This window comes from Streptomyces sp. NPDC058674 (genome assembly GCF_042716505.1).
Classification (GTDB): Bacteria; Actinomycetota; Actinomycetes; order Streptomycetales; family Streptomycetaceae; genus Streptomyces.
The window spans coordinates 40,821-63,901 of sequence record NZ_JBHXSC010000020.1 but is presented as its reverse complement, the minus strand read 5'-3'; the positions used below and the strand labels follow the sequence as shown (position 1 = coordinate 63,901).

The following is a 23,081-nucleotide window of genomic DNA, read 5'->3' as shown; positions in this document are numbered from 1 at the left end:
CTCCGACGTCGCCACCCATGCGTACCCCCTCGGCTTCCGGTTAGGGACTGGCCGTGGGCCGGGCCCCCCCCCCGGGGGGCCCCGCCGCGGGCCGTTCCCGGAGCACCCCCATGGACTCCCGCGTACGCGTCCTGCTCGCCGCCTCCCTCCTCGCGGCCGCCCTGAGCGGCTGCGGCGCGGCCGGCCCCGCCGCCCCGCGGTCCGCCGCCGCGGCGCCCCCCGCCGCGCCCGCGGCCACCCTGCCCGCAGTCCCCCCCGCGGCCCCGCTGCCCGCCTCCGCGCCCGTGCGCGTACGGATACCCGCGGCCGCCGTGGACGCCTCACCGCTGCTGGAGCTGGGCCTGGCGGCCGACGGCACCGTCGAGGTGCCCTCCGTGGCCGACGGGGACAGGATCGGCTGGTACGGCAAGGGCGTCACCCCCGGCGAGACCGGTCCCGCCGTACTCATCGGCCACTTCGACACCGTGCGCGGACCGGCCGTGCTCAGATACGTCTCACGGGTCCGTACCGGCGACGAGATCACGGTCCACCGGGCGGACGGCACCGCGGCCGTCTTCCGGATACGCGAGCGGGAGCAAGTCGACAAATCCCGCTTCCCCACCGCCAAGGTCTACGGCGACACGACGCGGCCCGAGCTGCGCGTCATCACCTGCGGCGGTGAGATCACCGCAGGCCACCGCCCCGACAACATCATCCTGTACGCCGATCTCGTGGGCTGAGACGGCGTGCGGCAGAATCGACCGCATGAGCAGCCAGCAGCAGCCGTCCGACGAGCCCGTGTACGCCGACCGGGTCTACCGCTCCTCCATGGCAGTGGTCACCGGAGTGCTGCTGCTCGCGCTGACCGCCTGGCTCTGCGGGGACGCCGTCGTGCGCGGCGCGGGGAACACCCCGTGGATCTCGCTGGCGGTCGCGCTGTGCGTCGTACCGCTCATCGTTGCCTTCACCGTCCGCCCCGCCGTCTTCGCCAACGACGACCGGCTGCGCGTGCGCAACCCCTTCCGGGTCATCGAGCTGCCCTGGGGGTCCGTGGACGCCGTGCGCGCCCGCTACTCCGCGGAGGTGCTGGCCGGGGGCTCGACGTACCAGCTCTGGTCCGTGCCCGTCTCCCTGCGGGAGCGCAAGAGGGCGACCCGCCCCGCGGGCGGCCGGTTCGGCGCCGGCGGCCTCACGGGCCGCGGCGCCGCCGCACCCGCACCGGGCGCCGCCGCCCGGCCCGCCGAAGCCCAGCGCGCGGGGGCCGACCGGATCGTGGACGAACTGAACGGACAGGCCGAGCGCTGCGCCTCGCGTACGGGCGCCCAGGGCCCCGTGCGGGTGCAGTGGGCCTACGAGATCATCGCCCCCGTCGCGGCGGGCGCGGTCCTGCTGGCCGTCCTCCTGGCGACCGCCTGAGCGACCCAGCCCGGCGACCGGCAGCCGAGCGACCGGCCGAGCAAGCGCCTGGGCAACCCCGTCCCGCGACCGCCCCAGCAACCGCCCTGCGACCGCCCGAGCAACCGCCCTGCGACCGGCCGGGCAGGCGCCCGAGCGGCCACTGGGCAAACGGCCGAGCGGCCGCCCGACGTGCTCCCCGCCACACCCCCGCCCGTGCGGAACCGGGGCTACCGGGTGCGGCGTCCTCGCAGGTGTGCAGCGTCATGAGGCAGGCGAAAACGCCGCCACCGCCATCCGTCTCCGGCTCCGGCTCACGGCCGGGCTCCTGCTGGCCGCTCATCTCCTGGTCGCCGGCTGGCTGACCCTGCGGCCCCTGGACGTGCCCTGGGCCGCGGCCGCCAATCTGGCCCCGCTGGAGGGAATCAGGGCGGACCTCGCCCTCGGCCCGCTGGAGGCCGCCCGGCGGATCGGGGAGGGGCTGGCGCTGCTGGCCCCGCTGGGGGTGCTGCTGCCCCTGGTCAGCGGGCGCCTCGCGCCCTCGCCGCTGTCCGCGTGGTCCTCGCTGGCCCGGACCGCCGCCGCGGGCGCGCTGGTCTCGGTGTGCATCGAGATGCTCCAGACCGCCGTGCCGGGACAGGTGGTCGACGTGGACTCGGTGCTGCTCAACACGGTCGGCGTTCTGCTGGCCCACGTGGCCGTCGTACCGGCGCTGCGGGCGCGGATGCGGCGCTCACAGGCCGCTTATCAGGGGGCCACCCCGAGAATTACCAGGGTCGGGCTCGGCCCGTGGACCGACGTCCTGTCGGCGGTCCGGCGGGAGTATTGAGTCATCGCAAGAAGAGCGATCCCCGACGAAGGAGACACCATGAGCGCCCTTGCCCGCCCCCGTGACGGACGATGGATCGGCGGCGTCTGCGCCGCGCTGGCGCACCGCTTCGGAATGTCCGCGAAGACGATGCGCGTCATCTTCGTCGTCTCGTGCCTGCTGCCCGGCCCGCAGTTCCTGGTCTACCTGGCGCTGTGGCTGCTCCTGCCGAACGACAAGTCCGCCTCCACCGCCTGGTAGACCGGTCCGCGGGTCATCCGGCCCGCCGCACCTTCTCCAGCTGCTTGTCCGCCACTTCCTGCGGCACCTGCGCCTTCTGCCCGGCCGCCGCCACGTTGAGCGCCATCAGCCGCACGACGGTGTCGCCCTCCCGCGCGACGACCAGGTGGACCAGGGCCGAGACGCCCTGGGCGGCCGCGGTCGTGGTCCAGCTGACGCTCTCGTCGCCGCTCGTGCGGTAGTCCGCGGAGCGCACCTCGCGGTAGCTGCCGCTCTGCTTCTCCACGGTGGCGGTGAAGCCCGTGGCACAGGCGGCGACGGCGTCCTTGAGGCGGGCGATCAGGGCCTTGGCGTCGCTCTCCGCGTAGGAGCTCACGGAGGCCGAGACGGCGAGGCCGACCTGCTTCTGGGAGCCGATGCCGCGGTTGACGGTCTCGCGCGCGGCCGGGTCCGGCTTGTCGCCCATGACGTCGGCCAGCGGCTGACAGGCCTTGCGGTCGGCCTGCGGCTGGCCGTCGGGCGCGTTGGGGTTCTTGCCCTGCGCGGAGATCTGGTAGCCGTCGAGGTCGCCCTGCTCCAGGGCGGACCGCTCCAGCCGGGTGCCGCCGCTCTTCGGCGTGCCGGTGCGGCCGGCCGTGCCGTCGGCGGCGGGGGTGGAGGCGGCCGGGGCGCCCGGCGCGCCGGAGGCCGGGCCGGCGGAGCCCTTGGGGTCCGGGGCCTTGGCCGTCCCGGGGGTGTCCGTGCTGCTGCATCCGACCGCCGCGAGGAGCAGGGCGGGGACCAGCGCGACCAACGTCGCTCGTGCCTTCATGCGCATGACCGAACCTCATACCCCGTGCGTCGGCGGGCAGTTGGTGGTGATCGTGGCACACGGCGCGGCAGGGCACACACCTCGTCGAAGAGGAGTGCACCCGCCGCGCACATGTTCGTACGGTGGCAGCCTCAGCCGCCGAGTCCGTTCAGTCCGCCGGTGAGCGGGTTCAGCAGGCCGGTGACCTGGGAGGTGGGGTCGCTCGACTGCTGGCCGTCCTCGGCCCCCATGTGCTGCTGGCTGGTGATGCCCTGGAGCGCGCCGGTGGCGGTGCCCAGCGCGTCGGTCAGGCCGACAGCGGGGACGGCCGCCGAGGCGGTGCCCGCGGCGGTGACGGCGAAGGCGGCACCGAGAACGGCGGCACCGAGGGTCTTGGCAGCTGACTTCTTCATGAAAGATCGTCCTTGCGACGGGGAATTGAGCGGCTCCGCAAACTAGTCACTTCAAACCCCCGCCCGCAAACATGTGTTCATATGAGAAAGCGCCCGGGAATTGCTCCTCCCGGGCGCTTTCCGTACGTCATGCCGTGGCCTAGGCCACGACAGAACCACTGGTGGAGACGGTCTGCTGGAACAGCCATTCCGACTTCAGCTCGGCATAGCCGGGCTTGATGACCTCGTTGATCATGGCCAGTCGTTCATCGAAAGGAATGAACGCGGACTTCATCGCATTGACGGTGAACCACTGCATGTCGTCCAGCGAATATCCGAAGGTGTCGACCAGGTGCTCGAACTCGCGGCTCATGCTGGTGCCGCTCATCAGCCGGTTGTCGGTGTTCACCGTCAGCCTGAAGTGCAGCTTCCGCAGCAGGCCGATCGGGTGCTCGGCGTACGAGGCGGCCGCGGCCGTCTGCAGGTTCGAGGTCGGGCACATCTCCAGGGGGATGCGCTTGTCCCGTACGTACGAGGCCAGGCGGCCCAGCTTCACCGTGCCGTCGGCGGCGACCTCGATGTCGTCAATGATCTTCACGCCGTGGCCCAGGCGGTCGGCGCCGCACCACTGCAGGGCCTGCCAGATCGACGGCAGGCCGAAGGCCTCGCCCGCGTGGATGGTGAAGTGGTTGTTCTCGCGCTTGAGGTACTCGAAGGCGTCGAGGTGGCGGGTGGGGGGGAAGCCCGCCTCGGCGCCGGCGATGTCGAAGCCCACCACGCCGTTGTCGCGGTAGCGGTTGGCCAGCTCCGCGATCTCCAGCGCACGGGCCGCGTGGCGCATGGCGGTCAGCAGGGCGCCGACGCGGATGCGGTGGCCGTTGGCCTTGGCGCGGCGCTCGCCCTCGCGGAAGCCGTCGTTCACGGCCTCGACGACCTCTTCGAGGGTCAGACCGGCTTCGAGGTGCTGCTCGGGGGCGTAGCGGATCTCCGCGTACACCACGCCGTCCTCGGCCAGGTCCTCGGCGCACTCGGCGGCGACCCGGAAGAGGGACTCCTTCGTCTGCATGACCGCGCAGGTGTGCGCGAAGGTCTCGAGGTAGCGCGGGAGGGAGCCGGAGTCGGCGGCTTCCCGGAACCAGACGCCGAGCTTGTCGGCGTCGGTCTCGGGGAGGTTCTCGTAGCCGGCCTCGCGGGCCAGCTCGATGATGGTCCCGGGGCGCAGTCCACCGTCGAGGTGGTCGTGCAGCAGCACCTTCGGGGAGCGGCGGATCTGATCCGGGGTCGGCTTGTTGAGGGTCTCGCTCGTCATCTGGGCACTCTAGCTCCTACGCGCGTAGAGCGTGTCCCGGCGGCCGCGGTCGATATGTAACAGAGACCGCGCGGACGGATGGCGTACACCTCGGGGTCTGAGACTGTTCCGCCATGGCACAGCATGCGCCGCCGGCGCGCGGTGCCCGCCTGGGGCGGGCGGTCGGCGCGAACGGCTCGGTCACGACGGTCAGCGCGGTGGTCCTCCTCCTCCCCGGGTCGTCCCGCTTCTCCCCGGGCCCGCTGCGCCCGCTCGCGCGGGCGCTGGCCCGGGAGGGCGGGGCGGAGGGCCTGGTCGCGCACGCCGTGCTGCACGGCGGCGGCTCCTCGCGCGAGGAGCAGGCCGGGTGGGTGGCGGACGAGGTGGGGCGGCGCTACGGGGACGTCCCGGTGTGCCTGGCCGGCTTCGGCTCGGGCGGCCTGACCGCCCTGCGCACGGCGGGGCACCCGGCCGTCGCCTCGGTGCTGGCGCTCGCCCCCTGCCTGCCGGACGCGCGGACCGCGGCCGAGTCGCCCGAACCGGTGAAACAGCTGTCGGGCCGGCAGGTGCTGATCGTGCACGGCACGAACGACGCGCACAGCGATCCGGAGTCCTCCTTCCTGCTGGCGGCGCGGGCGAAGAAGGCGAACCGCTCGACCTGCCGCTTCGAGGTCCACTCGGACGGGCACGGACTGCGCGACCACCAGGCGGAAGTGGTGGCGCTGTCGGTGGACTTCGTCCTGGGATCGGTCTTCTCGGGGCGGTACTCGCGCCCGGTGACCGACGCCCTGGCGGCGCCGCCGCCCCTGGGCCTGCGCATGCCGCTGGCGGCCGGTTTCGGCCGCCAGCGGAGCAGGTGACCGGTCCGACACGTCCGGGGGAGACCGCCCCGGGGGCCGGCCGGCTCAGGCCGGACCGCCCTTCGGCTGGGGGATGCGGCGGGCCGGCGGGGCCTGGCCCAGCAGGCCGGTGGCCCGGTCCAGGGTGCCGGCCAGGGCGGCCGGGGTGCGTGCGGTCGCCAGGACGTACGCGTGGTGCAGCGCCCCCGTCGGGGCGCGCCGGACGGTCGCCCCGGGCGGGATCTCCAGCTGGACCCGGACCACGCCCGGCACCGCCCGGGCCGCGGCGATCCCCGGGTGGACCCCGTCGAGGCGGCGGCCGGCCGGGAAGTCCACGTACCGCAGCCCGGCGTGGGCGGCGCGGGGGCTGCGCACCGGGTCGGGCAGTCCCAGCCCGGCGGCGAGCGCGAGGCCGAGGACGTCGGTGCCGTGGGCGAGCCGGAGCAGCCGGCCGAACTCCTCGCCGCCGGGGCGGGCGTGGGCCTCGACGAGGCGGGGGCCGCGCCGGGTGAGGATGACCTCGGTGTGGGAGGGGCCGTCGCGGTGGCCCGCGAGGTCGAGGACGCCGCGTACGAGGCTGCGTACGGCCTCGGCGGTCCGGGGGGCCATGGCCACGGGCAGCTCGTGCCCGGTGGCGGCCAGACCGGGGCCGGCGCGGCGGCGGGCCCATCCGAGGATTCGGTGGCGGCCCTCCCGGGAGAGGGCCTCGACGGCCAGTTCGGGGCCTTCGAGGTACTCCTCGACGAGGAGGTCGGTGACCTCGGGGTAGTGCAGGGCGGCGGCCTGCGCCTCGGTCTCGTCGCGGAGCAGGCGGACGCCCTCGCCGTCGGCGCCGGCCCGCGGTTTGACCACGCACGGGTAGCCGATGAGGGTCGCGACGAAGGCGAGGGTCGCGGCGCGGCCGCAGCGGGCGAAGGAGACGGGACGGGCGGGGTGCAGGGCGTTGGAGCGGGCGCGCAGGGCGGCCTTGTCCATCAGCGCGGTGACGGCGGCGGTGGGGGTGCCGGACAGGCCCAGCTCCTCGTTGGCCCGGGCGGCGGCCAGGGCCGCGGCGGCGTCGAAGCCGAAGACGGCGGCGCGGCCGTGCCGGACCTCCGCCATCCGCCCCACGGCGTCGACGAGGCCGCGGTGGTCGCGCCAGTCCGTCCGTACCCGCCGCTCCGCCCCCTCACGGTCGGATGACACCGATGGATCCGGCGCGACCACCACGATGCGCGCGCCCGCGCGGCGGGCGGCCGCCACCACGGCGGGTCGGGGGCTCAGCAGGACGGCCACGGGCCCCCGCGCTTCCCTGGGACTCCGCTGCCGCATACCGCGTTCCCCCCTCACGCCGTGCTGTCACTGTGCCTCGTCGGCATATGCCGGAAGCGTCGGGGCACGCATCGTCTTGCCGCCTTGCGGGAATACGAGGGGTTTATAAACAGACACAGGCCGGGACGAATACGCATATGCCAGCCGACCACGCCGGAGAATCCGCGGAACTGAGCCCAGCGGCCAGGCGTCTGTACGCGTACGCCGTCGAGCGGCACGCCTTCGACGCGGCCGAGGCCACCGAGGCCCTGGGCGCGCGCGCCGCCGCCGCGGTCACCGAGCTGGCCGCCGCGCACCTGCTCCAGCGGGCGCCGGGCGGCGGACCCGACCGGTGGAGCGCGGTGGCGCCCCGGGCCGCGGCGGCCCGGGCGATGGCGCCGCTGGCCCTGCTCGTACGGGAGACCCACGACGAGATGGACCGGTTGCGCGGGCGGCTGGAGGCGCTGGTGCCCGCCTACGAGGCCGGGACCGCGCACCGCGACCTGGCCGGCTCGGGGCGGCTGGAGCTGGTCACCGACCTCGGCGCGGTCCGGGGGCTGATCGCGGAGCTGGTGGCCGCGTGCGAACGGGAGCTGCTGACCTCGCAGCCGGGCGGCGGGCGGCCGTTGGAGACCCTGGAGGAGTCGATCGGGCGGGACGAGTCGCTGCTGTCGCGCGGGGTCCGGATGCGGACGATCTACCAGCACACCGCGCGCTACTCGCGGCCCACGGCGGCGTACGTGGAGCGGGTCACGGCGCTCGGCGCGCAGGTGCGGACGCTGGGCGACGGGCTGATGCGGATGCTGGTCTTCGACGACCACACGGGCCTGATGGCGGTGCCGGACCGCAGCGGGGCGGCGCTCGTGGTGCGGGAGCCTAGCGTCGTGCACTTCATGACGGCGGCGTTCGAGCGGTCCTGGCTGGGGGCGGAGCCCTTCCCGGTGACGGTCAGCCCTGAGGCGGCCCGGTCGATCTCGGACGAGCTGCGGCAGACGATCGTACGGCTGCTGTCGGAGGGGCTGGAGGACAAGGTGATCGCGCGGCGCCTGGGCATGTCGGAGCGGACGTGCCAGCGCCACATCGCGGAGATCATGCGGGCGGTGGGAGCCAAGTCCCGCTTCCAGGCCGGGTTCCTGCTGTCCTCCCACCCGCCGCCGGCGACGGCGGACCCGGCCTGCGGGACGGACGGCCGCTAGTGCTGTGACCGGAAAGGTTTGCCGGGGCGCGGTGTCCGGTGCGGTGGATCGCAAGGCGGAGGGCCCCGGCTCGTACTGGACGTACTCGCGGGGTCCGACAACGCGGCGAGGTGCCGTGCCGGGCGCCGCGACCCGGTGAATCTTTCCGGTCACAGCACTAGGTCGTCTCCAGTTCCGGGATCAGGCGGCCGCGGCGGGAGAGCAGGAAGCGCTTGAACTCGGCCACGGGCGGGGTGTCGGGGTGGCCGTCGAGCCAGGCGACGCCGATCTCGCGGACGGCGCGCGGCGCGGTGACCGTCAGCTCGACCACGCCGGGGCGGGCCACCGCGGGGGGCGGCAGCAGGGCCACGCCGAGCCCGGCGGCGACGAGGCCGCGCAGGGTCTCGGCCTCCTCTCCCTCGAAGGCGACCCGGGGGGTGAAGCCGGCCTCGGCGCAGAGGTCGTCGGTGATGCGGCGCAGGCCGTAGCCGGGCTCCAGGGTCACGAAGGTCTCCTCGGCGGCCTCGGCCAGGCGGATGCGCTTGCGGCCGGCGAGGCGGTGGTCGTCGGGGACGACCAGGCGCAGCCGCTGCTCGTCGAGGCGGCGGGCGACGAGGTCGGGGGCGTCGGGCAGGGGCGAGGTGAGGCAGAGGTCGAGCTCGCCGGTGCGCAGCCGCTCCAGCATGGCCTCGCCGTAGTTCTGGACGAGGGAGAAGCGGATGCGGGGGTGGTCGGCGCGGAAGGCCCGGATCAGGCCGGGCACGGTCTCGGATCCCAGGGTGTGCAGGAAGCCGAAGGCGACCTTGCCCGCGGTCGGATCGGCGTCCTGCTGGACCGATTCGGCGGCGCGGGCGATCTCGGTGAGGGCCTGCTCGGCGGAGGCGAGGAAGGTGCGGCCGGCGGTGGTGAGGGCGACGGTGCGGCCCTTGCGGGCGAACAGCGTGACGCCCAGGTCCTGTTCGAGGCGGACCATGGCCCGCGAGAGGGTGGACTGGGGGACGCCCAGCTCGTGCGCGGCGCGGGTGACGTGCTCGTGCCGGGCGACGGCCGCGAAGTACGCGAGGCGCGGGGCCAGCAGACGTGTCACCGCCATGTCTTCTTCGTAACGGTTCATCGACATGTCCCCTCCTGAGCTGGGCTGATGCATGAGTGGATCGATTATGGCGAATCCGTGCATTGGACGCATGAAAAACACGGGCCTACCTTCGACACATGCCTCCCGCTCATACCGGGGCACCCGTCATCGCGGGTGCCTCCCCCTCGTCGTTCCCCGCCTCCTCCCCCGCGCCCGCGTCCAGGTCCGCCGCCGCGCCCGTGCCCGCGAACGCCCCCGCGCCCGAGGCCCGCGAGCCCGGCCGTCCCGGCTACCGCCGTCTGAGCCTCGCGCTCTTCGCCGCCGGACTCGCCACCTTCGCCCTCCTCTACTCCACCCAGGCACTGCTGCCCGCGATCTCCGAGGGCTTCGGGGTGACGGCGGGTCAGGCCAGCTGGACGGTGTCCGCGGCCACCGGCGCGCTCGCGCTCTTCGTACTGCCGCTCAGTGCGCTCTCCGAGCGCTTCGGCCGCACCCGGATGATGACCTGGTCGATGGCCGTGGCCGTGGGCGTGGGCCTGTTGGTGCCCTTCGCGCCGAGCCTGGAGTGGCTGGTGGCGCTGCGCGCCGTCCAGGGCGCGGCGATCGCCGGCATCCCGGCCTCCGCGATGGCGTACCTCGCGGAGGAGGTCAAGCCGAAGGCGCTGGTCGGGGCGATCGGACTGTTCGTGGCGGGCAACTCCATCGGCGGCATGAGCGGTCGCCTGGTCACGGGCTGGGCGGCGCAGCTCGGCGGCTGGCGGCTGGGCCTGCTCACCGTGGGGCTGCTGTCGCTGCTGTGCGCGGTGGCCTTCCGGGTGCTGCTCCCCCGGGCCCGGTTCTTCCGGCCCGCGTCGCTGAACCCGCGGGCGGTGGGCCGTACCGTCCGCGGCCACCTGCGCGACCCGCTGCTGCTGCGGCTGTACGGGATCGGCGCCCTGTTCATGACCGTCTTCGGCGCGGTCTACACGGTGATCGGCTACCGCCTCGTCGAGGAGCCGTTCTCGCTGGGGCAGGGCGTGATCGGCTCGATCTTCCTGATCTACCTGGTCGGTACGGTGTCCTCCGCCGCCGCGGGCCGGCTCGTGGCCCGCGCGGGGCGCCGCGGGGCGCTCTACCTGGCGGTGACCACGACCGCGCTCGGCCTGCTGCTGTCCCTGTCCGACTCCCTGCCCGCGATCCTGGCCGGACTGGTCCTGATCACGGCCGGGTTCTTCGCGGGGCACGCGGTGGCGTCCGCCGCGGTGAGCCGTACGGCGAAGACCGGCCGCGCGCAGGCCTCCGCCCTCTACCAGTCGGCGTACTACCTGGGCTCCAGCGCCGGCGGCACCCTGGGCGCGCTCGCCTACCACGGGGCCGGGTGGGCGGCCACGGTGGGCATCGCGCTGCTGGCCGTGCTGGGCGTCGTCTCGATCACGCTGTACGGGTCGCACGCGGCCCGCGCGGAGCGCCGGACGATGACGGCGGCGGCCGTCGCGCGCTGAGGGAATCTACGCACCCCCTCCAGGTAACCCGTGGTTGTTTTCCGGGCATTGAACCGGTAGGACAGCAGTCCGAGGACAAGGGGAGGACCTGATGGGGGCGAAGCGCATGCGCGCGAGGCGGCGGGCGGCGGTGGTGTTCGCGGCGGCGGCGGCGATGGCCGTACCGGTGGTGGTCGCGGGGGGCGGCGCGGCGCAGGCCGCCTCGTGCAACCTGACGACCGGGCCGTACCAGCGGCAGGTGGAGCAGTTCCTGGGGCGGCCGGTGGACGGGAGCCAGTCGGCGGCCGACTGCAATGCCATCAAGGCGTTCCAGGCCACCCACGGGATAACCCCGACGCAGGGGTACGCCGGGCCGCTGACCTGGCAGACGATGAGCCTGATCCTGACCCAGTGGTCGGTCGGACCCAATCCGAACAAGGACGGCAGCTGTCCGACGAACCGGGGGCGGATCGCCTGCGTCGACCTGACGCGGCAGATCAGCTGGATACAGGACGGCTCCACCGTTACGTACGCCCCGGTGCCCGTGCGCACCGGCAAGGACGGCACCGAGACCCGGACCGGCCTGAAGACGATCTACTACCGGAGCATCAACCACTGGTCGACGATCTACAACGTCTCGATGCCGTACTCGCAGTTCTTCGACGGCGGGATCGCCTTCCACTCGACCACCAAGAGCATGTGGAACCCGCCGGGCTCGGGGGGCTGCGTGAACATGCGGACCGCCGACGCCAAGGCGTACTGGAACATGCTGGGCAACGGGAACTCCGTCTACGTCTACGGGCGCAAGCCCGGCACGTGACGCCTCCGGCTGCCGTTGTCGGACCCCTCGGGTAGTTTCCGGAGTATCGGAAGCGACCTGGGGGAACGACAGCCATGAGCGACCTCGCGACGACACCGCCGGAACCGGATCTGGACACCGCCATGGACCGGTACCGCATCGAGCTCACCGGTTACTGCTACCGCATGCTCGGCTCCGCCTTCGACGCCGAGGACGCGGTGCAGGACACGTACGTCCGGGCCTGGCGCAGCCACCACACGTTCGAGGGCCGGTCGTCGCTGCGCTCGTGGCTGTACCGGATCGCCACCAACGTCTGCCTGGACCTGCTGAAGGCCGGGAACAAGCGGGCCCGCCCCATGGACCTCACCGCCCCGCAGCACCAGGCCTCGGCCGTGCTGAACGAGCGGTCGGAGGTGACCTGGCTGGAGCCCGTACCGGACGGCCGGGTGCTGCCGCAGACCGCCGATCCCGCCGAGATGGCGCTGGCCAGGGAGTCCGTGCGGCTGGCGTTCGTCGCCGCTCTGCAGCACCTGCCGGCGAAGCAGCGGGCGGTGCTCATCCTGCGCGAGGTGCTGGCCTGGAAGGCCGACGAGGTCGCGCAGCTCCTGGACACCACGACGGCGTCGGTCAACAGCGCCCTCCAGCGCGCGCGGGCGACGCTCGCCGGGCAGGGGCTGCGCCGGAGCGACCCGGCGGATCCGCTGGACGCCGCGCAGACGAAGCTGCTGGAGCAGTACCTCGCGGCCTTCGAGGCGTACGACATCACGCGGCTCACCGCCCTGCTGCACGAGGACGCGGTGCTGTCGATGCCGCCGTTCGACCTGTGGCTCCAGGGGCGCGAGGACATCGCCGCCTGGCACCTGAACCAGGGCATCGGCTGCAAGGGCTCCCGGCTCGTCCCGACGACGGCGAACGGCATGCCCGCCTTCGGGCAGTACCGGCCGGCGGAGTCCGGGAGGAGTCACACGCCGTGGGCACTGCAGGTCCTGGAGGTCTCAGACGGCAGGATCGTCGGCCTCAACGCCTTCCTGGACACCGCCCGGTGGTTCCCGCTCTTCGGGCTCCCCGAGGAGCTCGGCGAGTCCGACGAGGTGCAGGAGGCCCCGTAGGGCGGGTCCGGCCCCGGTGACGGTGAGGGTCCCGCGGCCCCGCGCGGCCAGCCGGAGCCGGGCGAGGGCCTCCACGGCGCCCAGGTCCGGGGTGGTGACCGCGGCGGCGTCGCAGACGACCCCGGTGGCCCCGGCCTCGTAGAGCAGGGCGAGGCGGGCGCACAGGCGTGCGGCGTCCCGGGCCGTGGGGGTCGGTCCGGGCAGCACGAGTCGCGTGATCTCCACGACGGGGTGACTGCCCCGGCGCCCCGAACTCATCGGCGGGCGCCCGGGCGGGACGGCGCCGGACACGCGGAGAGCGGACCGGGCCGGCGGGGGTCCGCCGGCCCGGTCTCCGTGGGGGCCGCCGCGGCCGGCCGCCGCGAGTCAGGCGCGGCGGGTCAGCCGCCGCGGTTCAGGCGCGGCGGGTCAGGCGATGCGGTCCAGCACGATCGGAGTGGCGGAGAAGGCCGTGCCGGCCGGGGCGATGTCGAAGGAGCCCTCCAGCGCGGACAGGGCGTACGCGAACTTCTCCGAGGTGTCCGTGTGCAGCGTCATCAGCGGCTGCCCGGCGGTCACGGGCTCGCCCGGCTTGGCGTGCAGCTCGATGCCCGCGCCCGCCTGGACCGGGTCCTCCTTGCGGGCGCGGCCGGCGCCCAGGCGCCAGGCGCCGACGCCCACCGCGTACGCGTCGAGGCGGGTCAGGACGCCCGAGGACGGGGCGGTGACCACGTGGTGCTCGCGGGCGACCGGCAGGGCCGCGTCCGGGTCGCCGCCCTGGGCCGCGATCATCCGGCGCCAGACGTCCATCGCGGAGCCGTCGGCCAGGGCCTTGGCCGGGTCGGCGTCCTTGATGCCCGCCGCGTCCAGCATCTCCCGGGCCAGGGCCAGGGTCAGCTCCACGACGTCGGAGGGACCGCCGCCCGCCAGGACCTCCACGGACTCGCGGATCTCCAGGGCGTTGCCCGCGGTCAGGCCGAGCGGGGTGGACATGTCGGTGAGCAGGGCGATCGTCTTGACGCCGCTGTCGGTGCCGAGGGCGACCATGGTCGAGGCGAGCTCGCGGGCGTCCTCGATGTTCTTCATGAAGGCGCCGGTGCCGACCTTCACGTCGAGGACGAGGGAGCCCGTGCCCTCGGCGATCTTCTTGGACATGATCGAGGAGGCGATCAGCGGGATGGCCTCGACGGTGCCGGTCACGTCGCGCAGGGCGTAGAGCTTCTTGTCGGCGGGGGCGAGGCCGTCGCCGGCCGCGCAGATGACCGCGCCGGTGGTGTCCAGGACGTGCAGCATCTCCTCGTTGGAGAGCAGCGCGCGCCAGCCCGGGATGGACTCCAGCTTGTCGAGGGTGCCGCCGGTGTGGCCGAGGCCGCGGCCCGACAGCTGCGGCACGGCCGCGCCGCAGGCGGCGACGAGCGGCGCCAGCGGGAGGGTGATCTTGTCGCCGACGCCGCCGGTGGAGTGCTTGTCGGCGGTGGGCCGGGACAGCGAGTCGAAGTTCATCCGCTCGCCGGAGGCGATCATCGCCGCGGTCCAGCGGGCGATCTCGGTGCGGTTCATGCCGTTGAGCAGGATGGCCATCGCCAGCGCCGACATCTGCTCGTCGGCGACGACACCGCGCGTGTACGCGTCGATGACCCAGTCGATCTGCTCGGGGCTCAGCTCACCGCGGTCCCGCTTGGTCCGGATGACGGAGATGACGTCCATGAGGTGCTTCCTTCTACGCGCATAGAGAGAGGGGGTGAGGAGGAGAGGAAGACGACGGCCCTCCGCCCGGGAGGGGGGGAGGGCCGTCGCACGGCTATCTCAGGTGGTCGGGCCCGAAGGCCTGCGGCAGCATCGCAGCCAGCGGCAGGATGCCGTCCGGGGTCTCCACCAGGAGCTCGGGGCCGCCGAACTCGTACAGCAGCTGCCGGCAGCGGCCACAGGGGACGAGGATGTCGCCCTTGCCGTCCACGCACGTGAAGTGCGTGAGCCGGCCGCCGCCGGTGGCATGGAGGGAGGAGACCAGCCCGCACTCGGCGCACAGGCCCAGCCCGTAACTGGCGTTCTCGACGTTGCAGCCGGTCACGACCCGGCCGTCGTCCACCCGGGCGGCGACCCCGACCGGGAAGCCCGAGTAGGGCGCGTACGCGCGGGACATCGCGTCCCGGGCGGCGACCCGCAGGGCCTCCCAGTCCACGGCCGGAGCCGGTCCGGCCGACGGGGCCGTCACTTGCCCTGGCCCTTGCGGTACGGCAGGCCGTCCGCCTTCGGCATCCGCAGCCGCTGCGCCGACAGGGCGAGCACCAGCAGGGTGGTCACGTACGGAGCGGCGTCCACGAACTGGCTCGGCACGCCGTCGGTCGTCGCGTACCAGACGAAGAGCAGCGCCGCGAAGAGCGCCGCGACGCCCGCCTGGAGGTACTTCTTCCGGTACAGCTGCCAGGCGGTGACCAGGACCAGCAGGATCGCGATCAGCAGCAGCATGGCGTGGACGTTCTCGGCGCCGCCGCGGAGCTTGAGGCTGTCGATGAAGCCGAAGAGGCCCGCGCCCAGTGCCGTGCCGCCGGGCAGCCAGTTACCGAAGATCATCGCGGCGAGGCCGATGTAGCCGCGGCCGCCGGTCTGGCCCTCCTGGTAGATGCCCGTGGTGATCGCGAGGATGGCGCCGCCGAAGCCGGCCAGCCCGCCCGAGACGAGCACCGCGATGTACTTGTACTTGTAGACGTTCACGCCCAGCGACTCCGCGGCGACCGGGTTCTCGCCGCAGGAGCGCAGCCGCAGGCCGAAGGCGGTCCGCCACAGCACCCACCAGGTGCCCGGGATCAGCAGCACGGCGATGAGGGTCAGCGGCGAGAGGTTGGTGACCAGGCCGCCGAGGACGCCCGCGAGGTCCGAGACGAAGAACCAGTGCTTGCCCTGGACGGTGGCGAGCCAGTCGGAGAGGCCGCCGAGGTTGATCCTGGCGATGTCCTCGATGCGCGGCGACTGCTTGGAGGAGCCGCCGGGCGCCTCGGCGAACGTGAAGTTCGACAGGTACTGGGTGAAGCCCAGCGCCAGGATGTTGATGGCGACGCCGGAGACGATGTGGTTGACGTTGAACGTCACGGTGATGATCGCGTGCAGCAGGCCGCCGATGACGCCGCCGAGGATGCCGACGAGGACGCCGGTCCAGGGACCCCACTGGTAGCCCGCCCAGGCACCGAACCAGGTGCCGAGGATCATCATGCCTTCGAGGCCGATGTTGACGACGCCGGCCCGCTCCGCCCACAGGCCGCCGAGTCCGGCGAGGCCGATCGGCACGGCGAGCTGGAGGGCTCCGGAGACCTGGCCGACCGAGGTCAGGTCGTCGGCGCCGCTGATCACGCGGACCAGCGAGACCAGCGCGAGGCCGCCCGCGATGATCAGCATGATCCACGGCAGGGTGAGCTTCTTGCGGCCGTCCGCCTTCTTCGGGGCGGCGTGCGTCGCGGAAACGGTGCTGGTGCTCACGCCGCGACCTCCTTGTCGGTCTTGATGGCGCCGCCGGCGGCGAGTTCCTCGCCGACCTTCTGCTGCTGGCGGCGGATCCCGTAGCGGCGGACGAGTTCGTAGGAGACGACGACCGCGATCACGATCAGGCCCTTCATGATCGTGCCGATCTCCTTGGCGTACCCCTCCGTGTCGAGCGAGGCCGAGGCCTTGTCGATGAAGGCCATCAGGAACGCGGCCAGGAGGATGCCGACCGGGCTGTTGCGGCCCAGGAGCGCGATGGTGATGCCGGTGAAGCCGACGCCGACCGGGAAGGACAGGCTGTACGTGTGGCTCTCGCCGAGCAGCACGGGCATGCCCGCGAGGCCGGCGACGGCGCCGGAGATGAGCATCGAGGTGATGATCATCTTCTTGGCGTCCACACCGGAGGCCTGGGCGGCGGTCTCGCTGGCGCCGGTGGCGCGCAGGTCGAAGCCGAAGCGGGTGCGGTTGAGGACGAACCAGTAGACGACGCCGAGGGCGAAGGCGACGAAGGTGAAGCCGTAGATCTCCAGGCCGTCACCGATGGTCAGGGCCGGGAACCAGCCCGACTCCGCGATGGCGCCCGTGGTGAGGTCGTTGGAGCCCTCCGGCTGCACGCCGAGGTTCTTGGGCAGGATCATCCAGGCGATCAGGCTGGTCGCGATGGCGTTCAGCATGATCGTGGAGACGACCTCGCTGACGCCGCGCTTGGCCTTCAGCACACCGGCGATGCCGGACCAGAAGGCGCCGACCATCATCGCGACGAGCACGATCAGCAGGATGTGCAGCGGGCCGGGCAGCGTCACGGCCGCGCCGACGACCGCCGACAGCATCGCCGCGAGACGGTACTGGCCGTCGACGCCGATGTTGAAGAGGTTCATCCGGAAGCCGATGGCCACGGCCAGGGCGGCCAGGTAGTACGTGCCGGCCTGGTTCACGATGAGGACCTGTACGTCCTCGTAGCCCGCGTTCTCCACCATGATCCGCAGCGGGTCGATCGGGTCCACGCCCGTCGCCGCGAGCACGATCATGGTCAGCAGGAACGCGGTGACCAGGGCGAGCGCGGGTCCGGCGATGCCGAGGAGCAGCCGGTCCTTGTCGAATTTCTTCATCGGGCCTCGTCCTCCGGGGCATCGGCACCGGCGTCGGTGCCGTCGGAGTGGTTGTCGGTGGCTTCCAGGTGCCCGGAGGCGGCGCCCGTCATGGCGGTGCCGAGCTCCTCCGGGGTGACGGTCGCGGGGTCGGCGTCCGCGACCAGGCGGCCGCGGTAGATCACGCGCAGGGTGTCGGACAGGCCGATCAGCTCGTCCAGGTCGGCGGAGATCAGCAGCACGGCGAGTCCGTCGCGGCGGGCCTCGCGGATCGCGTCCCAGATCTGCGCCTGCGCGCCGACGTCCACACCGCGGGTGGGGTGGGCGGCGATGAGGAACTTCGGGTTGTGGCTCATCTCACGGCCGACGATCAGCTTCTGCTGGTTGCCGCCGGAGAGCGAGGCCGCGGTGGCCTCGATGCCGGGCGTGCGGACGTCGTACTCGCGCACGATCCGCTCGGTGTCCTTGCGGGCCGCCTTCGGGTCGAGGATGCCGCGCCTGGAGTTGGGCGCCTCGGTGACGTGGCCGAGGATGCGGTTCTCCCAGAGCGGGGACTCCAGCAGCAGGCCGTGGCGGTGGCGGTCCTCGGGGATGTACCCGATGCCTCCCTCGCGGCGCTTGCGGACGGGCTGCCGGGTGATGTCCCGGCCGTCGAGCGTGATCACGCCGGCGTCGGCCGAGCTCATGCCCATCAGGGCTTCGATCAGCTCGGTCTGGCCGTTGCCCTCGACACCGGCGATGCCGAGGATCTCGCCCTTGTGGATCGTGAAGCTGATGTCGTCCAGCAGCAGGCGGCCGGCCGGGGCCGCTTCGCGGACGTTGGTGCCCACCGGCTCCGGGGAGCGCGCGGTGTCCTCGGCGACGACGGGGGCGTTGCCCTCGGCGACGGTCAGGCGCTCGACCGTCAGCATCGGGACGTCCGTCACGGTCGACTCGCGGGTCTCCGGGGAGGGCAGCTCGGCGCCGACCATCAGCTCGGCGAGCTGCTTGGGCGTCGTGCTGCGCGGATCGGCGGTGCCCACCGTGGTGCCGCGGCGGATGACGGTGATGTCGTCCGCGACCTTCAGGACCTCGCCCAGCTTGTGCGAGATGAAGATGACGGTCAGGCCCTCGGACTTGAGCTCGCGCAGGTTGTCGAAGAGGGCGTCCACCTCCTGCGGCACGAGCACGGCGGTCGGCTCGTCGAGGATGAGGATCTTCGCGCCGCGGTAGAGGACCTTGAGGATCTCCACGCGCTGGCGGTCGGCCACGCCGAGGTCCTCGACCAGGGCGTCGGGACGCACGCCGAGGCCGTACGCGTCCGAGATCTCCTTGATCTTCTTGCGGGCCTTGGCGCCGATGCCGTACAGCTTCTCGCCGCCGAGAACCACGTTCTCCAGGACGGTGAGGTTGTCGGCGAGCATGAAGTGCTGGTGCACCATGCCGATGCCGCGGGCGATGGCATCGCCGGGGCTGGTGAAGGAGACCTGCTCGCCGTCGATGGCGATGGTGCCCTCGTCCGGCTTCTGCATGCCGTAGAGGATCTTCATCAGGGTCGACTTGCCGGCGCCGTTCTCACCGACGAGGGCGTGGACCGTGCCCTTGCGGACGGTGATCGCGATGTCCTTGTTGGCGACGACGCCGGGGAAGCGCTTGGTGATGCCGTGCAGTTCGACGGCGAGGGGCGGGCTGGACGCGTTGATGACGCACTCTCCTTGGCACGGAAGGAGTGGAGGCAGGGGGGAAGACAGGGCGGATCGGCCGTGCGGGGGGCGGGAGCAGGACGGTATCGCGTCCACCATGCCTCTACGCGCGTAGCACTGTCGAAAGTGAAAACTTGCGGCCGACTGGCCACGGGTGACACGGACCATGACGTCACGAGACGCGGCTCGGGGCCCGGCAGCGGCAGAGACCGCCTTCCGGACCCCGGAGACCACGACTACACGTCGCAGACGACCTTACGGTGCGGTCTTGACGGTGATCTTCTTGGCGATGATGTCGGCCTTCGCCTTCTCGACCGCGGCGGTGACCTCGGTCATCTTCTTGAACTCCGGGTTGGAGTCGGCCAGGCCGACACCGTCCACGTCCAGGCCGTAACGGACTTCACCGTTCTGCGGCTTGCCGTCCTGGACCGACTTGATCAGGTTGTAGACGGAGTCCGAGACGTCCTTGGTGACCGACGTCAGGATCTTTTCCTTGTACTTCGACAGACCGGCCTGGTTGTACTGGTCCGAGTCGACGCCGATGGCCCACTTGCCCGCGGTGGCCGCGGCCTCGATGGAACCGGCACCGGCGCCGCCCGCGGCGGCGTAGATGACGTCCGCGCCCTTGGCGAGCTGGCCCTGCGCGGTCGCCTTGCCGAGGTCGGGCTTGGCGAAACCGGTGAAGTCCGGCGGCTGGGTCAGGTACTGGGTGAGTACCTTGGCGCTCGGGTTGGTGTCCTGGACGCCCTGGGTGAAGCCCGCCTCGAACTTCTTGATCAGCGGGGTCTCGACACCGCCGATGAAGCCGACCGTGCCGGTCTTGGTCACCTTGGCGGCGGCGACGCCGGCCAGGTAGGAGCCCTGCTCCTCGTTGAAGACCAGGTTGGCGATGTTCTTGTCGGTCACCGAGAGGTCGTCGATGAGCCCGAAGGTGGTGTTCGGGAACTTCTTCGCGACCTTCGCGACGGCCGGGGCGTAGGCGAAGCCGACGCCGATGACCGGGTTGTTGCCCTTGCGGGCGAGCTCGGTGAGGCGCTGGACCTTGTCGGCCTCGCCCTCGCCGTCGGTGGGCTCCGCCTCGGCGCCCTTGACCTTGAGGTCGGTCTCGGCCTTCTGCAGGCCGGCGTAGGCGGCGTCGTTGAACGACTGGTCGCCGCGGCCGCCGATGTCGTACGCGATGGCGGCGGTGGCTTCCTTCGAGTCCGTCGATCCGGTGTCCGACGACTTCTTACCACCGCAGGCGGTGGCCGAGAGGGCCAGCGCCGTGGACGCGAGGCCCACGGTGGCGATCCTGGTGATCCGGCGCAAGGGGAGGCTCCTTCAAAACCTGACCGAAGCGCCACGACCGGCGCTGGTTTCGCGGCGATCGTAACGCGCGTAGATGTCAGTTAAAGGCCCGTTCATGAGTCGTTATCGGATCGTCGCGAACCGGACAGTGACCGATTGGTGACTCCCACCGTGCCCAGCCCTTGTGTACCAAGGGCCGGACACCTCCGCCGCGCGTTCGGCGGATGTTGTACGGAGCTTGCCCGGAGCTCTGCCCCGAGCCCCTATGCGGTGGGCCGGGCGCGGCGGCCGTCGAGCAGGACCGCGGCCGTGAAGAACTCCACGCCGACCTGGATCGCGGACTCGTCGACGTCGAAATCGCCCCGGTGCAGGTCCCTCTTGGCGGTGTCGCCGGGGGTGCGGACGCCCAGCCGGGCCATCGCGCCCGGGACGTGCTCCAGGTACCAGGAGAAGTCCTCCCCGCCCAGGCTCTGCTCGGTGTCCTCGACCGCCTCCGCCCCGCGGCGCACGCCCATCGCCTCGCGGAGCAGCTCGGTGACCGCCGGGTCGTTCACCACCGGGGGCACGCCGCGGACGTGGTTGATCTCGAACTTGGCCCCGTGCATCGTCGCGACCTCGTCGATCGCCGCGTGGATCATGTCGGGGGCCTCGTGCCAGGCGCCCAGGTCCAGGCACCGCACGGTGCCGGAGAGCTCGGCGTGCATCGGGATGACGTTGCAGGCGTGCCCGGCCTCGATCCGGCCCCAGGTGACCGACATGCCCGAGCGGGCGTCCATCCGGCGCGACAGCACCGCCGGGACGTCCAGGGCCACCCGGGCGGCCGCGGTCACCAGGTCGGTGGTCAGGTGCGGTCGCGCGGTGTGCCCGCCGGGGCCGGAGAGGCTGACCTCCAACCGGTCGCAGGCCGAGGTGATGGCGCCGGCCCGCAGCCCGATCCGCCCCGCGTCGACCCGGGGGTCGCAGTGCAGTGCGACGATCTTGCCGACGCCGTCCAGGACCCCCGCCTCGATGGCCTCGGTGGCCCCGCCCGGGAGCACTTCCTCGGCGGGCTGGAACAGCAGCCGCACGGGGTGGGGCAGCAGGCCCTGGCGGTCGAGCTCGGCGAGGACCAGCCCGGCGCCGAGGACCACGGTGGTGTGCACGTCGTGGCCGCAGGCGTGGGCCCGGTCCGGGAAGGTCGAGCGGTACGCGACGTGCGTCTTGGCGTCCGGAATGGGCAGGGCGTCGATGTCCGCGCGGAGCGCCAGCATGGGGCGTACCCCGTCCCAGGTGCCCACGTCACAGATGAGGCCGGTTCCGGACTTCAGCACCCGTGGTCGCAGGCCGGCCTGCTCCAGCCGGGCCCTGATGGCGGCCGTGGTACGGAACTCCTGGTGCCCGAGCTCGGGGTGCATGTGCAGATCCCGGCGGAAGGCGATCAGTTCGGCACGCAGGTGGTCCGGAAGCTGGCCGGGCAGCTCGGGCCGGTCGGACGCGGCGGGCTGGGCGGTCTGGGACTCGCGGGACATCAACTGGTTCACCCGTTGAAGGGTATGCGCACGGACAGGCCAACTGGCTGGAGATCACAAAAAGTTCATGCCGTTAGGGGAAAGAAACCCGGCGGCCGGACGCATGACCGGACGCGCACGGGGGTAAACTCGCGCGCTCATCCGGCTGCCGGAGCCGTCTGGGCAGGGAGTCTGCGCACATCGCGGGCGCTGTCGGAGACCCCCGCGAGGAAGCCGCGGGCGCGCGGCGACGCGGACCCGGCGAGCCAGGACGGCTCGACATCGCATACGGCGACGGTGACGCCGGTACCGCTCAGTGCGTAGGGCAGGGTGTGGACGACCGTGGACGGAAAGCTGACGATGGTGCGGCCCACCGGTCCGCGCCGGGCGATCAGCTCCAGCGGCAGGTCCGGGCGGACGATCTCCAGCCCGGTGGCCTCGCTGAGCGCGCGCAGCTTCTCGGGGGACTCCCGGCGGTGCGCGAAGTAGCGGGCGGCCCCGTGCTCGACGGCCAGATGGCGCACCGCGTCCAGGTAGCGGTCGGGATCGACCACCCCGGTCTCCACGAGCGAGGTGCCGACCAGGTCGGTGCCCCTGGTCAGACGGGGCGGTCCGAAGCGGGCCCGGGTCCAGGCGAAGTCGTTGACCCGCATCGTCATGGCGCCGTGGACGGTCACCGGCATCGAGCTGAACAGCTCCACGCTGCGGCCGCGGCCCTCGCGCGGCGTGAAGCGGCGCCGCGCGGTGGTCGAGACGGGCGCGTACGCCAGCTCCCGGACGCGGCCGGGCAGGCCCCCGCCGCCGGCCCGGTGCCAGCGTACGAGGCGCTCGCCGCGGGCCGTCCGGGCGACGAACTCCATGGTGGCGGTCCCGTCGTCGACCACGACCAGCCGCTCGGCGCGCACCAGGGTGAGCAGCAGCTGCACGTAGCGGGAGAAGGGGTCGCCGACGACGACGGTGTGCGCCGCGCGCACGTCGCCGACCAGCGCGGCGAGGGCCTTGAGCGGGGCGAGCCGGCCGCCGCGGGCCTCCTGCCAGCGGACCTCGTGGCCCTCGTCCCGGGCCAGCGCGGCCATCCGGCGCAGTTGGCCGCGGGACATGGGGTCGGTGGGGGGCAGTACGACGATCCGCAGCGCATCGGCGGCGCACCGGGGCGCCGCGCCCACGGCCGGCGTGCCCTCGGGTGCCGGGCCCTCGGGAGCCGGGGCGGGGACGGACGTGCCGCAGTCGCGGGCCTGGCGCGGGATGGCGCCGAGCAGCCGGCCTGGGCCCGCCGCGGCGGCGGACCGGGCGTGTGCCCACTCCAGGACGTTCAGGAGTTGGACCGGGCTCTCGACGAACGCCAGGGCGGGGACGGAAGGGGACACCACGTACTCCTCGTCTGGGGGCGGAACTCGTACGCGCCGGACCGGGCCGGAACCGGGCGCCGCGACCGGTGGGCG

The 23,081-nt window shown here is 72.8% G+C and carries 23 protein-coding genes; 9 read left to right on the top strand and 14 right to left on the bottom strand.

Annotated features, from left to right (window positions below):
• Positions 1-110 precede the first annotated feature (110 nt).
• From ACFWU6_RS13440 to ACFWU6_RS13425, 4 genes are all read left to right on the top strand, one after another.
• Positions 111-719 carry a class F sortase gene (locus tag ACFWU6_RS13440; RefSeq protein ID WP_383980876.1) on the top strand — a complete coding sequence of 203 codons (609 nt, stop codon included), beginning with the start codon at positions 111-113 and terminating at the stop codon, positions 717-719.
• A 25-nt stretch (positions 720-744) separates the two neighbouring features.
• A complete protein-coding gene (locus ACFWU6_RS13435; protein ID WP_383980874.1) occupies positions 745-1,395 on the top strand; it encodes a PH domain-containing protein in 651 nt (216 codons plus the stop codon).
• Positions 1,396-1,630: 235 nt separating this feature from the next.
• On the top strand, positions 1,631-2,203 hold the full coding sequence (locus ACFWU6_RS13430) for a VanZ family protein (RefSeq protein WP_383980872.1): 573 nt from the start codon (positions 1,631-1,633) through the stop codon (positions 2,201-2,203).
• 39 nt (positions 2,204-2,242) lie between these two features.
• Positions 2,243-2,443, top strand: coding sequence for a PspC domain-containing protein (locus ACFWU6_RS13425; RefSeq protein ID WP_383980870.1), 201 nt, complete (start codon positions 2,243-2,245; stop codon positions 2,441-2,443).
• A 13-nt stretch (positions 2,444-2,456) separates the two neighbouring features.
• Here ACFWU6_RS13425 and ACFWU6_RS13420 read toward each other — a convergent pair whose 3' ends face one another.
• From ACFWU6_RS13420 to ACFWU6_RS13410, 3 genes are all read right to left on the bottom strand, one after another.
• Positions 2,457-3,233 (bottom strand): hypothetical protein, encoded by a 777-nt coding sequence (locus tag ACFWU6_RS13420; RefSeq protein ID WP_383980868.1) that lies wholly within the window; start codon positions 3,231-3,233, stop codon positions 2,457-2,459.
• A gap of 131 nt (positions 3,234-3,364) precedes the next feature.
• On the bottom strand, positions 3,365-3,625 hold the full coding sequence (locus ACFWU6_RS13415; RefSeq protein WP_383807324.1) for a hypothetical protein: 261 nt from the start codon (positions 3,623-3,625) through the stop codon (positions 3,365-3,367).
• Positions 3,626-3,764: 139 nt separating this feature from the next.
• Entirely contained in the window at positions 3,765-4,913 is a 1,149-nt protein-coding gene (locus ACFWU6_RS13410; RefSeq protein WP_383807326.1) for an adenosine deaminase, read from the bottom strand.
• Between the two features lie 113 nt (positions 4,914-5,026).
• Here ACFWU6_RS13410 and ACFWU6_RS13405 point away from each other — a divergent pair, with 113 nt between their 5' ends.
• Complete coding sequence (locus ACFWU6_RS13405; RefSeq protein ID WP_383980866.1) at positions 5,027-5,752, top strand: alpha/beta hydrolase; 726 nt, start codon at positions 5,027-5,029, stop codon at positions 5,750-5,752.
• A gap of 45 nt (positions 5,753-5,797) precedes the next feature.
• Here the strand turns inward: ACFWU6_RS13405 and ACFWU6_RS13400 are convergent, their stop codons facing one another.
• Entirely contained in the window at positions 5,798-7,006 is a 1,209-nt protein-coding gene (locus ACFWU6_RS13400; protein WP_383980865.1) for an ATP-grasp domain-containing protein, read from the bottom strand.
• Between the two features lie 173 nt (positions 7,007-7,179).
• Between ACFWU6_RS13400 and ACFWU6_RS13395 the strand changes: the two genes are divergently transcribed.
• A complete protein-coding gene (locus tag ACFWU6_RS13395) occupies positions 7,180-8,217 on the top strand; it encodes a LuxR C-terminal-related transcriptional regulator (protein WP_383807334.1) in 1,038 nt (345 codons plus the stop codon).
• A 157-nt stretch (positions 8,218-8,374) separates the two neighbouring features.
• Here the strand turns inward: ACFWU6_RS13395 and ACFWU6_RS13390 are convergent, their stop codons facing one another.
• Positions 8,375-9,310, bottom strand: a complete 936-nt coding sequence (locus ACFWU6_RS13390) for a LysR family transcriptional regulator (RefSeq protein WP_383807385.1) — start codon at positions 9,308-9,310, stop codon at positions 8,375-8,377.
• A 98-nt stretch (positions 9,311-9,408) separates the two neighbouring features.
• Between ACFWU6_RS13390 and ACFWU6_RS13385 the strand changes: the two genes are divergently transcribed.
• From ACFWU6_RS13385 to ACFWU6_RS13375, 3 genes are all read left to right on the top strand, one after another.
• Positions 9,409-10,752 carry an MFS transporter gene (locus ACFWU6_RS13385; protein WP_383980863.1) on the top strand — a complete coding sequence of 448 codons (1,344 nt, stop codon included), beginning with the start codon at positions 9,409-9,411 and terminating at the stop codon, positions 10,750-10,752.
• Positions 10,753-10,858: 106 nt separating this feature from the next.
• Entirely contained in the window at positions 10,859-11,551 is a 693-nt protein-coding gene (locus tag ACFWU6_RS13380) for a L,D-transpeptidase family protein (protein WP_383980898.1), read from the top strand.
• 74 nt (positions 11,552-11,625) lie between these two features.
• A complete protein-coding gene (locus ACFWU6_RS13375) occupies positions 11,626-12,639 on the top strand; it encodes a sigma-70 family RNA polymerase sigma factor (protein WP_383807339.1) in 1,014 nt (337 codons plus the stop codon).
• Here ACFWU6_RS13375 and ACFWU6_RS13370 read toward each other — a convergent pair.
• The 9 genes from ACFWU6_RS13370 to ACFWU6_RS13330 all read right to left on the bottom strand — a co-directional run bounded on the left by ACFWU6_RS13370 (position 12,526) and on the right by ACFWU6_RS13330 (position 23,006).
• Positions 12,526-12,864, bottom strand: a complete 339-nt coding sequence (locus ACFWU6_RS13370; RefSeq protein ID WP_383807341.1) for an STAS domain-containing protein — start codon at positions 12,862-12,864, stop codon at positions 12,526-12,528. The two genes, ACFWU6_RS13375 and ACFWU6_RS13370, sit on opposite strands and share 114 nt — an antisense overlap.
• 183 nt (positions 12,865-13,047) lie before the next feature.
• Positions 13,048-14,325, bottom strand: a complete 1,278-nt coding sequence (locus ACFWU6_RS13365; RefSeq protein ID WP_383980861.1) for a thymidine phosphorylase — start codon at positions 14,323-14,325, stop codon at positions 13,048-13,050.
• A gap of 94 nt (positions 14,326-14,419) precedes the next feature.
• Positions 14,420-14,833 (bottom strand): cytidine deaminase, encoded by a 414-nt coding sequence (locus tag ACFWU6_RS13360; protein WP_383807347.1) that lies wholly within the window; start codon positions 14,831-14,833, stop codon positions 14,420-14,422.
• Positions 14,830-16,092, bottom strand: coding sequence for an ABC transporter permease (locus ACFWU6_RS13355; RefSeq protein ID WP_383807350.1), 1,263 nt, complete (start codon positions 16,090-16,092; stop codon positions 14,830-14,832). The genes ACFWU6_RS13360 and ACFWU6_RS13355 overlap by 4 nt, the downstream gene beginning before the upstream one ends.
• The gene (locus ACFWU6_RS13350; protein ID WP_383807353.1) at positions 16,089-17,204 is read right to left on the bottom strand and encodes an ABC transporter permease; all 1,116 of its coding nucleotides are present in this window, start codon (positions 17,202-17,204) and stop codon (positions 16,089-16,091) included. The genes ACFWU6_RS13355 and ACFWU6_RS13350 overlap by 4 nt, the downstream gene beginning before the upstream one ends.
• Positions 17,201-18,964 carry an ABC transporter ATP-binding protein gene (locus tag ACFWU6_RS13345; protein ID WP_383807356.1) on the bottom strand — a complete coding sequence of 588 codons (1,764 nt, stop codon included), beginning with the start codon at positions 18,962-18,964 and terminating at the stop codon, positions 17,201-17,203. Before ACFWU6_RS13345 ends, ACFWU6_RS13350 begins: the two co-directional genes overlap by 4 nt.
• Positions 18,965-19,120: 156 nt before the next feature.
• On the bottom strand, positions 19,121-20,173 hold the full coding sequence (locus tag ACFWU6_RS13340) for a BMP family protein (protein ID WP_383807359.1): 1,053 nt from the start codon (positions 20,171-20,173) through the stop codon (positions 19,121-19,123).
• A 242-nt stretch (positions 20,174-20,415) separates the two neighbouring features.
• Positions 20,416-21,660, bottom strand: coding sequence for an amidohydrolase (locus tag ACFWU6_RS13335; protein WP_383807390.1), 1,245 nt, complete (start codon positions 21,658-21,660; stop codon positions 20,416-20,418).
• Positions 21,661-21,797: 137 nt separating this feature from the next.
• Complete coding sequence (locus ACFWU6_RS13330; protein ID WP_383980859.1) at positions 21,798-23,006, bottom strand: hypothetical protein; 1,209 nt, start codon at positions 23,004-23,006, stop codon at positions 21,798-21,800.
• Between the last annotated feature and the right edge of the window lie 75 nt (positions 23,007-23,081).

Bases quoted from the DNA above. Each gene is read 5' to 3' on its own strand.
- ACFWU6_RS13440 (WP_383980876.1), top strand. From the start codon at position 111: ATGGACTCCCGCGTACGCGTCCTGCTCGCCGCCTCCCTCCTCGCGGCC.
- ACFWU6_RS13350 (WP_383807353.1), bottom strand. From the start codon at position 17,204: ATGAAGAAATTCGACAAGGACCGGCTGCTCCTCGGCATCGCCGGACCC.
- ACFWU6_RS13375 (WP_383807339.1), top strand. From the start codon at position 11,626: ATGAGCGACCTCGCGACGACACCGCCGGAACCGGATCTGGACACCGCC.
- ACFWU6_RS13435 (WP_383980874.1), top strand. From the start codon at position 745: ATGAGCAGCCAGCAGCAGCCGTCCGACGAGCCCGTGTACGCCGACCGG.
- ACFWU6_RS13365 (WP_383980861.1), bottom strand. From the start codon at position 14,325: ATGGACGTCATCTCCGTCATCCGGACCAAGCGGGACCGCGGTGAGCTG.
- ACFWU6_RS13385 (WP_383980863.1), top strand. From the start codon at position 9,409: ATGCCTCCCGCTCATACCGGGGCACCCGTCATCGCGGGTGCCTCCCCC.
- ACFWU6_RS13390 (WP_383807385.1), bottom strand. From the start codon at position 9,310: ATGAACCGTTACGAAGAAGACATGGCGGTGACACGTCTGCTGGCCCCG.
- ACFWU6_RS13395 (WP_383807334.1), top strand. From the start codon at position 7,180: ATGCCAGCCGACCACGCCGGAGAATCCGCGGAACTGAGCCCAGCGGCC.
- ACFWU6_RS13410 (WP_383807326.1), bottom strand. From the start codon at position 4,913: ATGACGAGCGAGACCCTCAACAAGCCGACCCCGGATCAGATCCGCCGC.
- ACFWU6_RS13425 (WP_383980870.1), top strand. From the start codon at position 2,243: ATGAGCGCCCTTGCCCGCCCCCGTGACGGACGATGGATCGGCGGCGTC.
- ACFWU6_RS13405 (WP_383980866.1), top strand. From the start codon at position 5,027: ATGGCACAGCATGCGCCGCCGGCGCGCGGTGCCCGCCTGGGGCGGGCG.
- ACFWU6_RS13415 (WP_383807324.1), bottom strand. From the start codon at position 3,625: ATGAAGAAGTCAGCTGCCAAGACCCTCGGTGCCGCCGTTCTCGGTGCC.
- ACFWU6_RS13380 (WP_383980898.1), top strand. From the start codon at position 10,859: ATGCGCGCGAGGCGGCGGGCGGCGGTGGTGTTCGCGGCGGCGGCGGCG.
- ACFWU6_RS13335 (WP_383807390.1), bottom strand. From the start codon at position 21,660: ATGTCCCGCGAGTCCCAGACCGCCCAGCCCGCCGCGTCCGACCGGCCC.
- ACFWU6_RS13345 (WP_383807356.1), bottom strand. From the start codon at position 18,964: ATGGTGGACGCGATACCGTCCTGCTCCCGCCCCCCGCACGGCCGATCC.
- ACFWU6_RS13420 (WP_383980868.1), bottom strand. From the start codon at position 3,233: ATGAAGGCACGAGCGACGTTGGTCGCGCTGGTCCCCGCCCTGCTCCTC.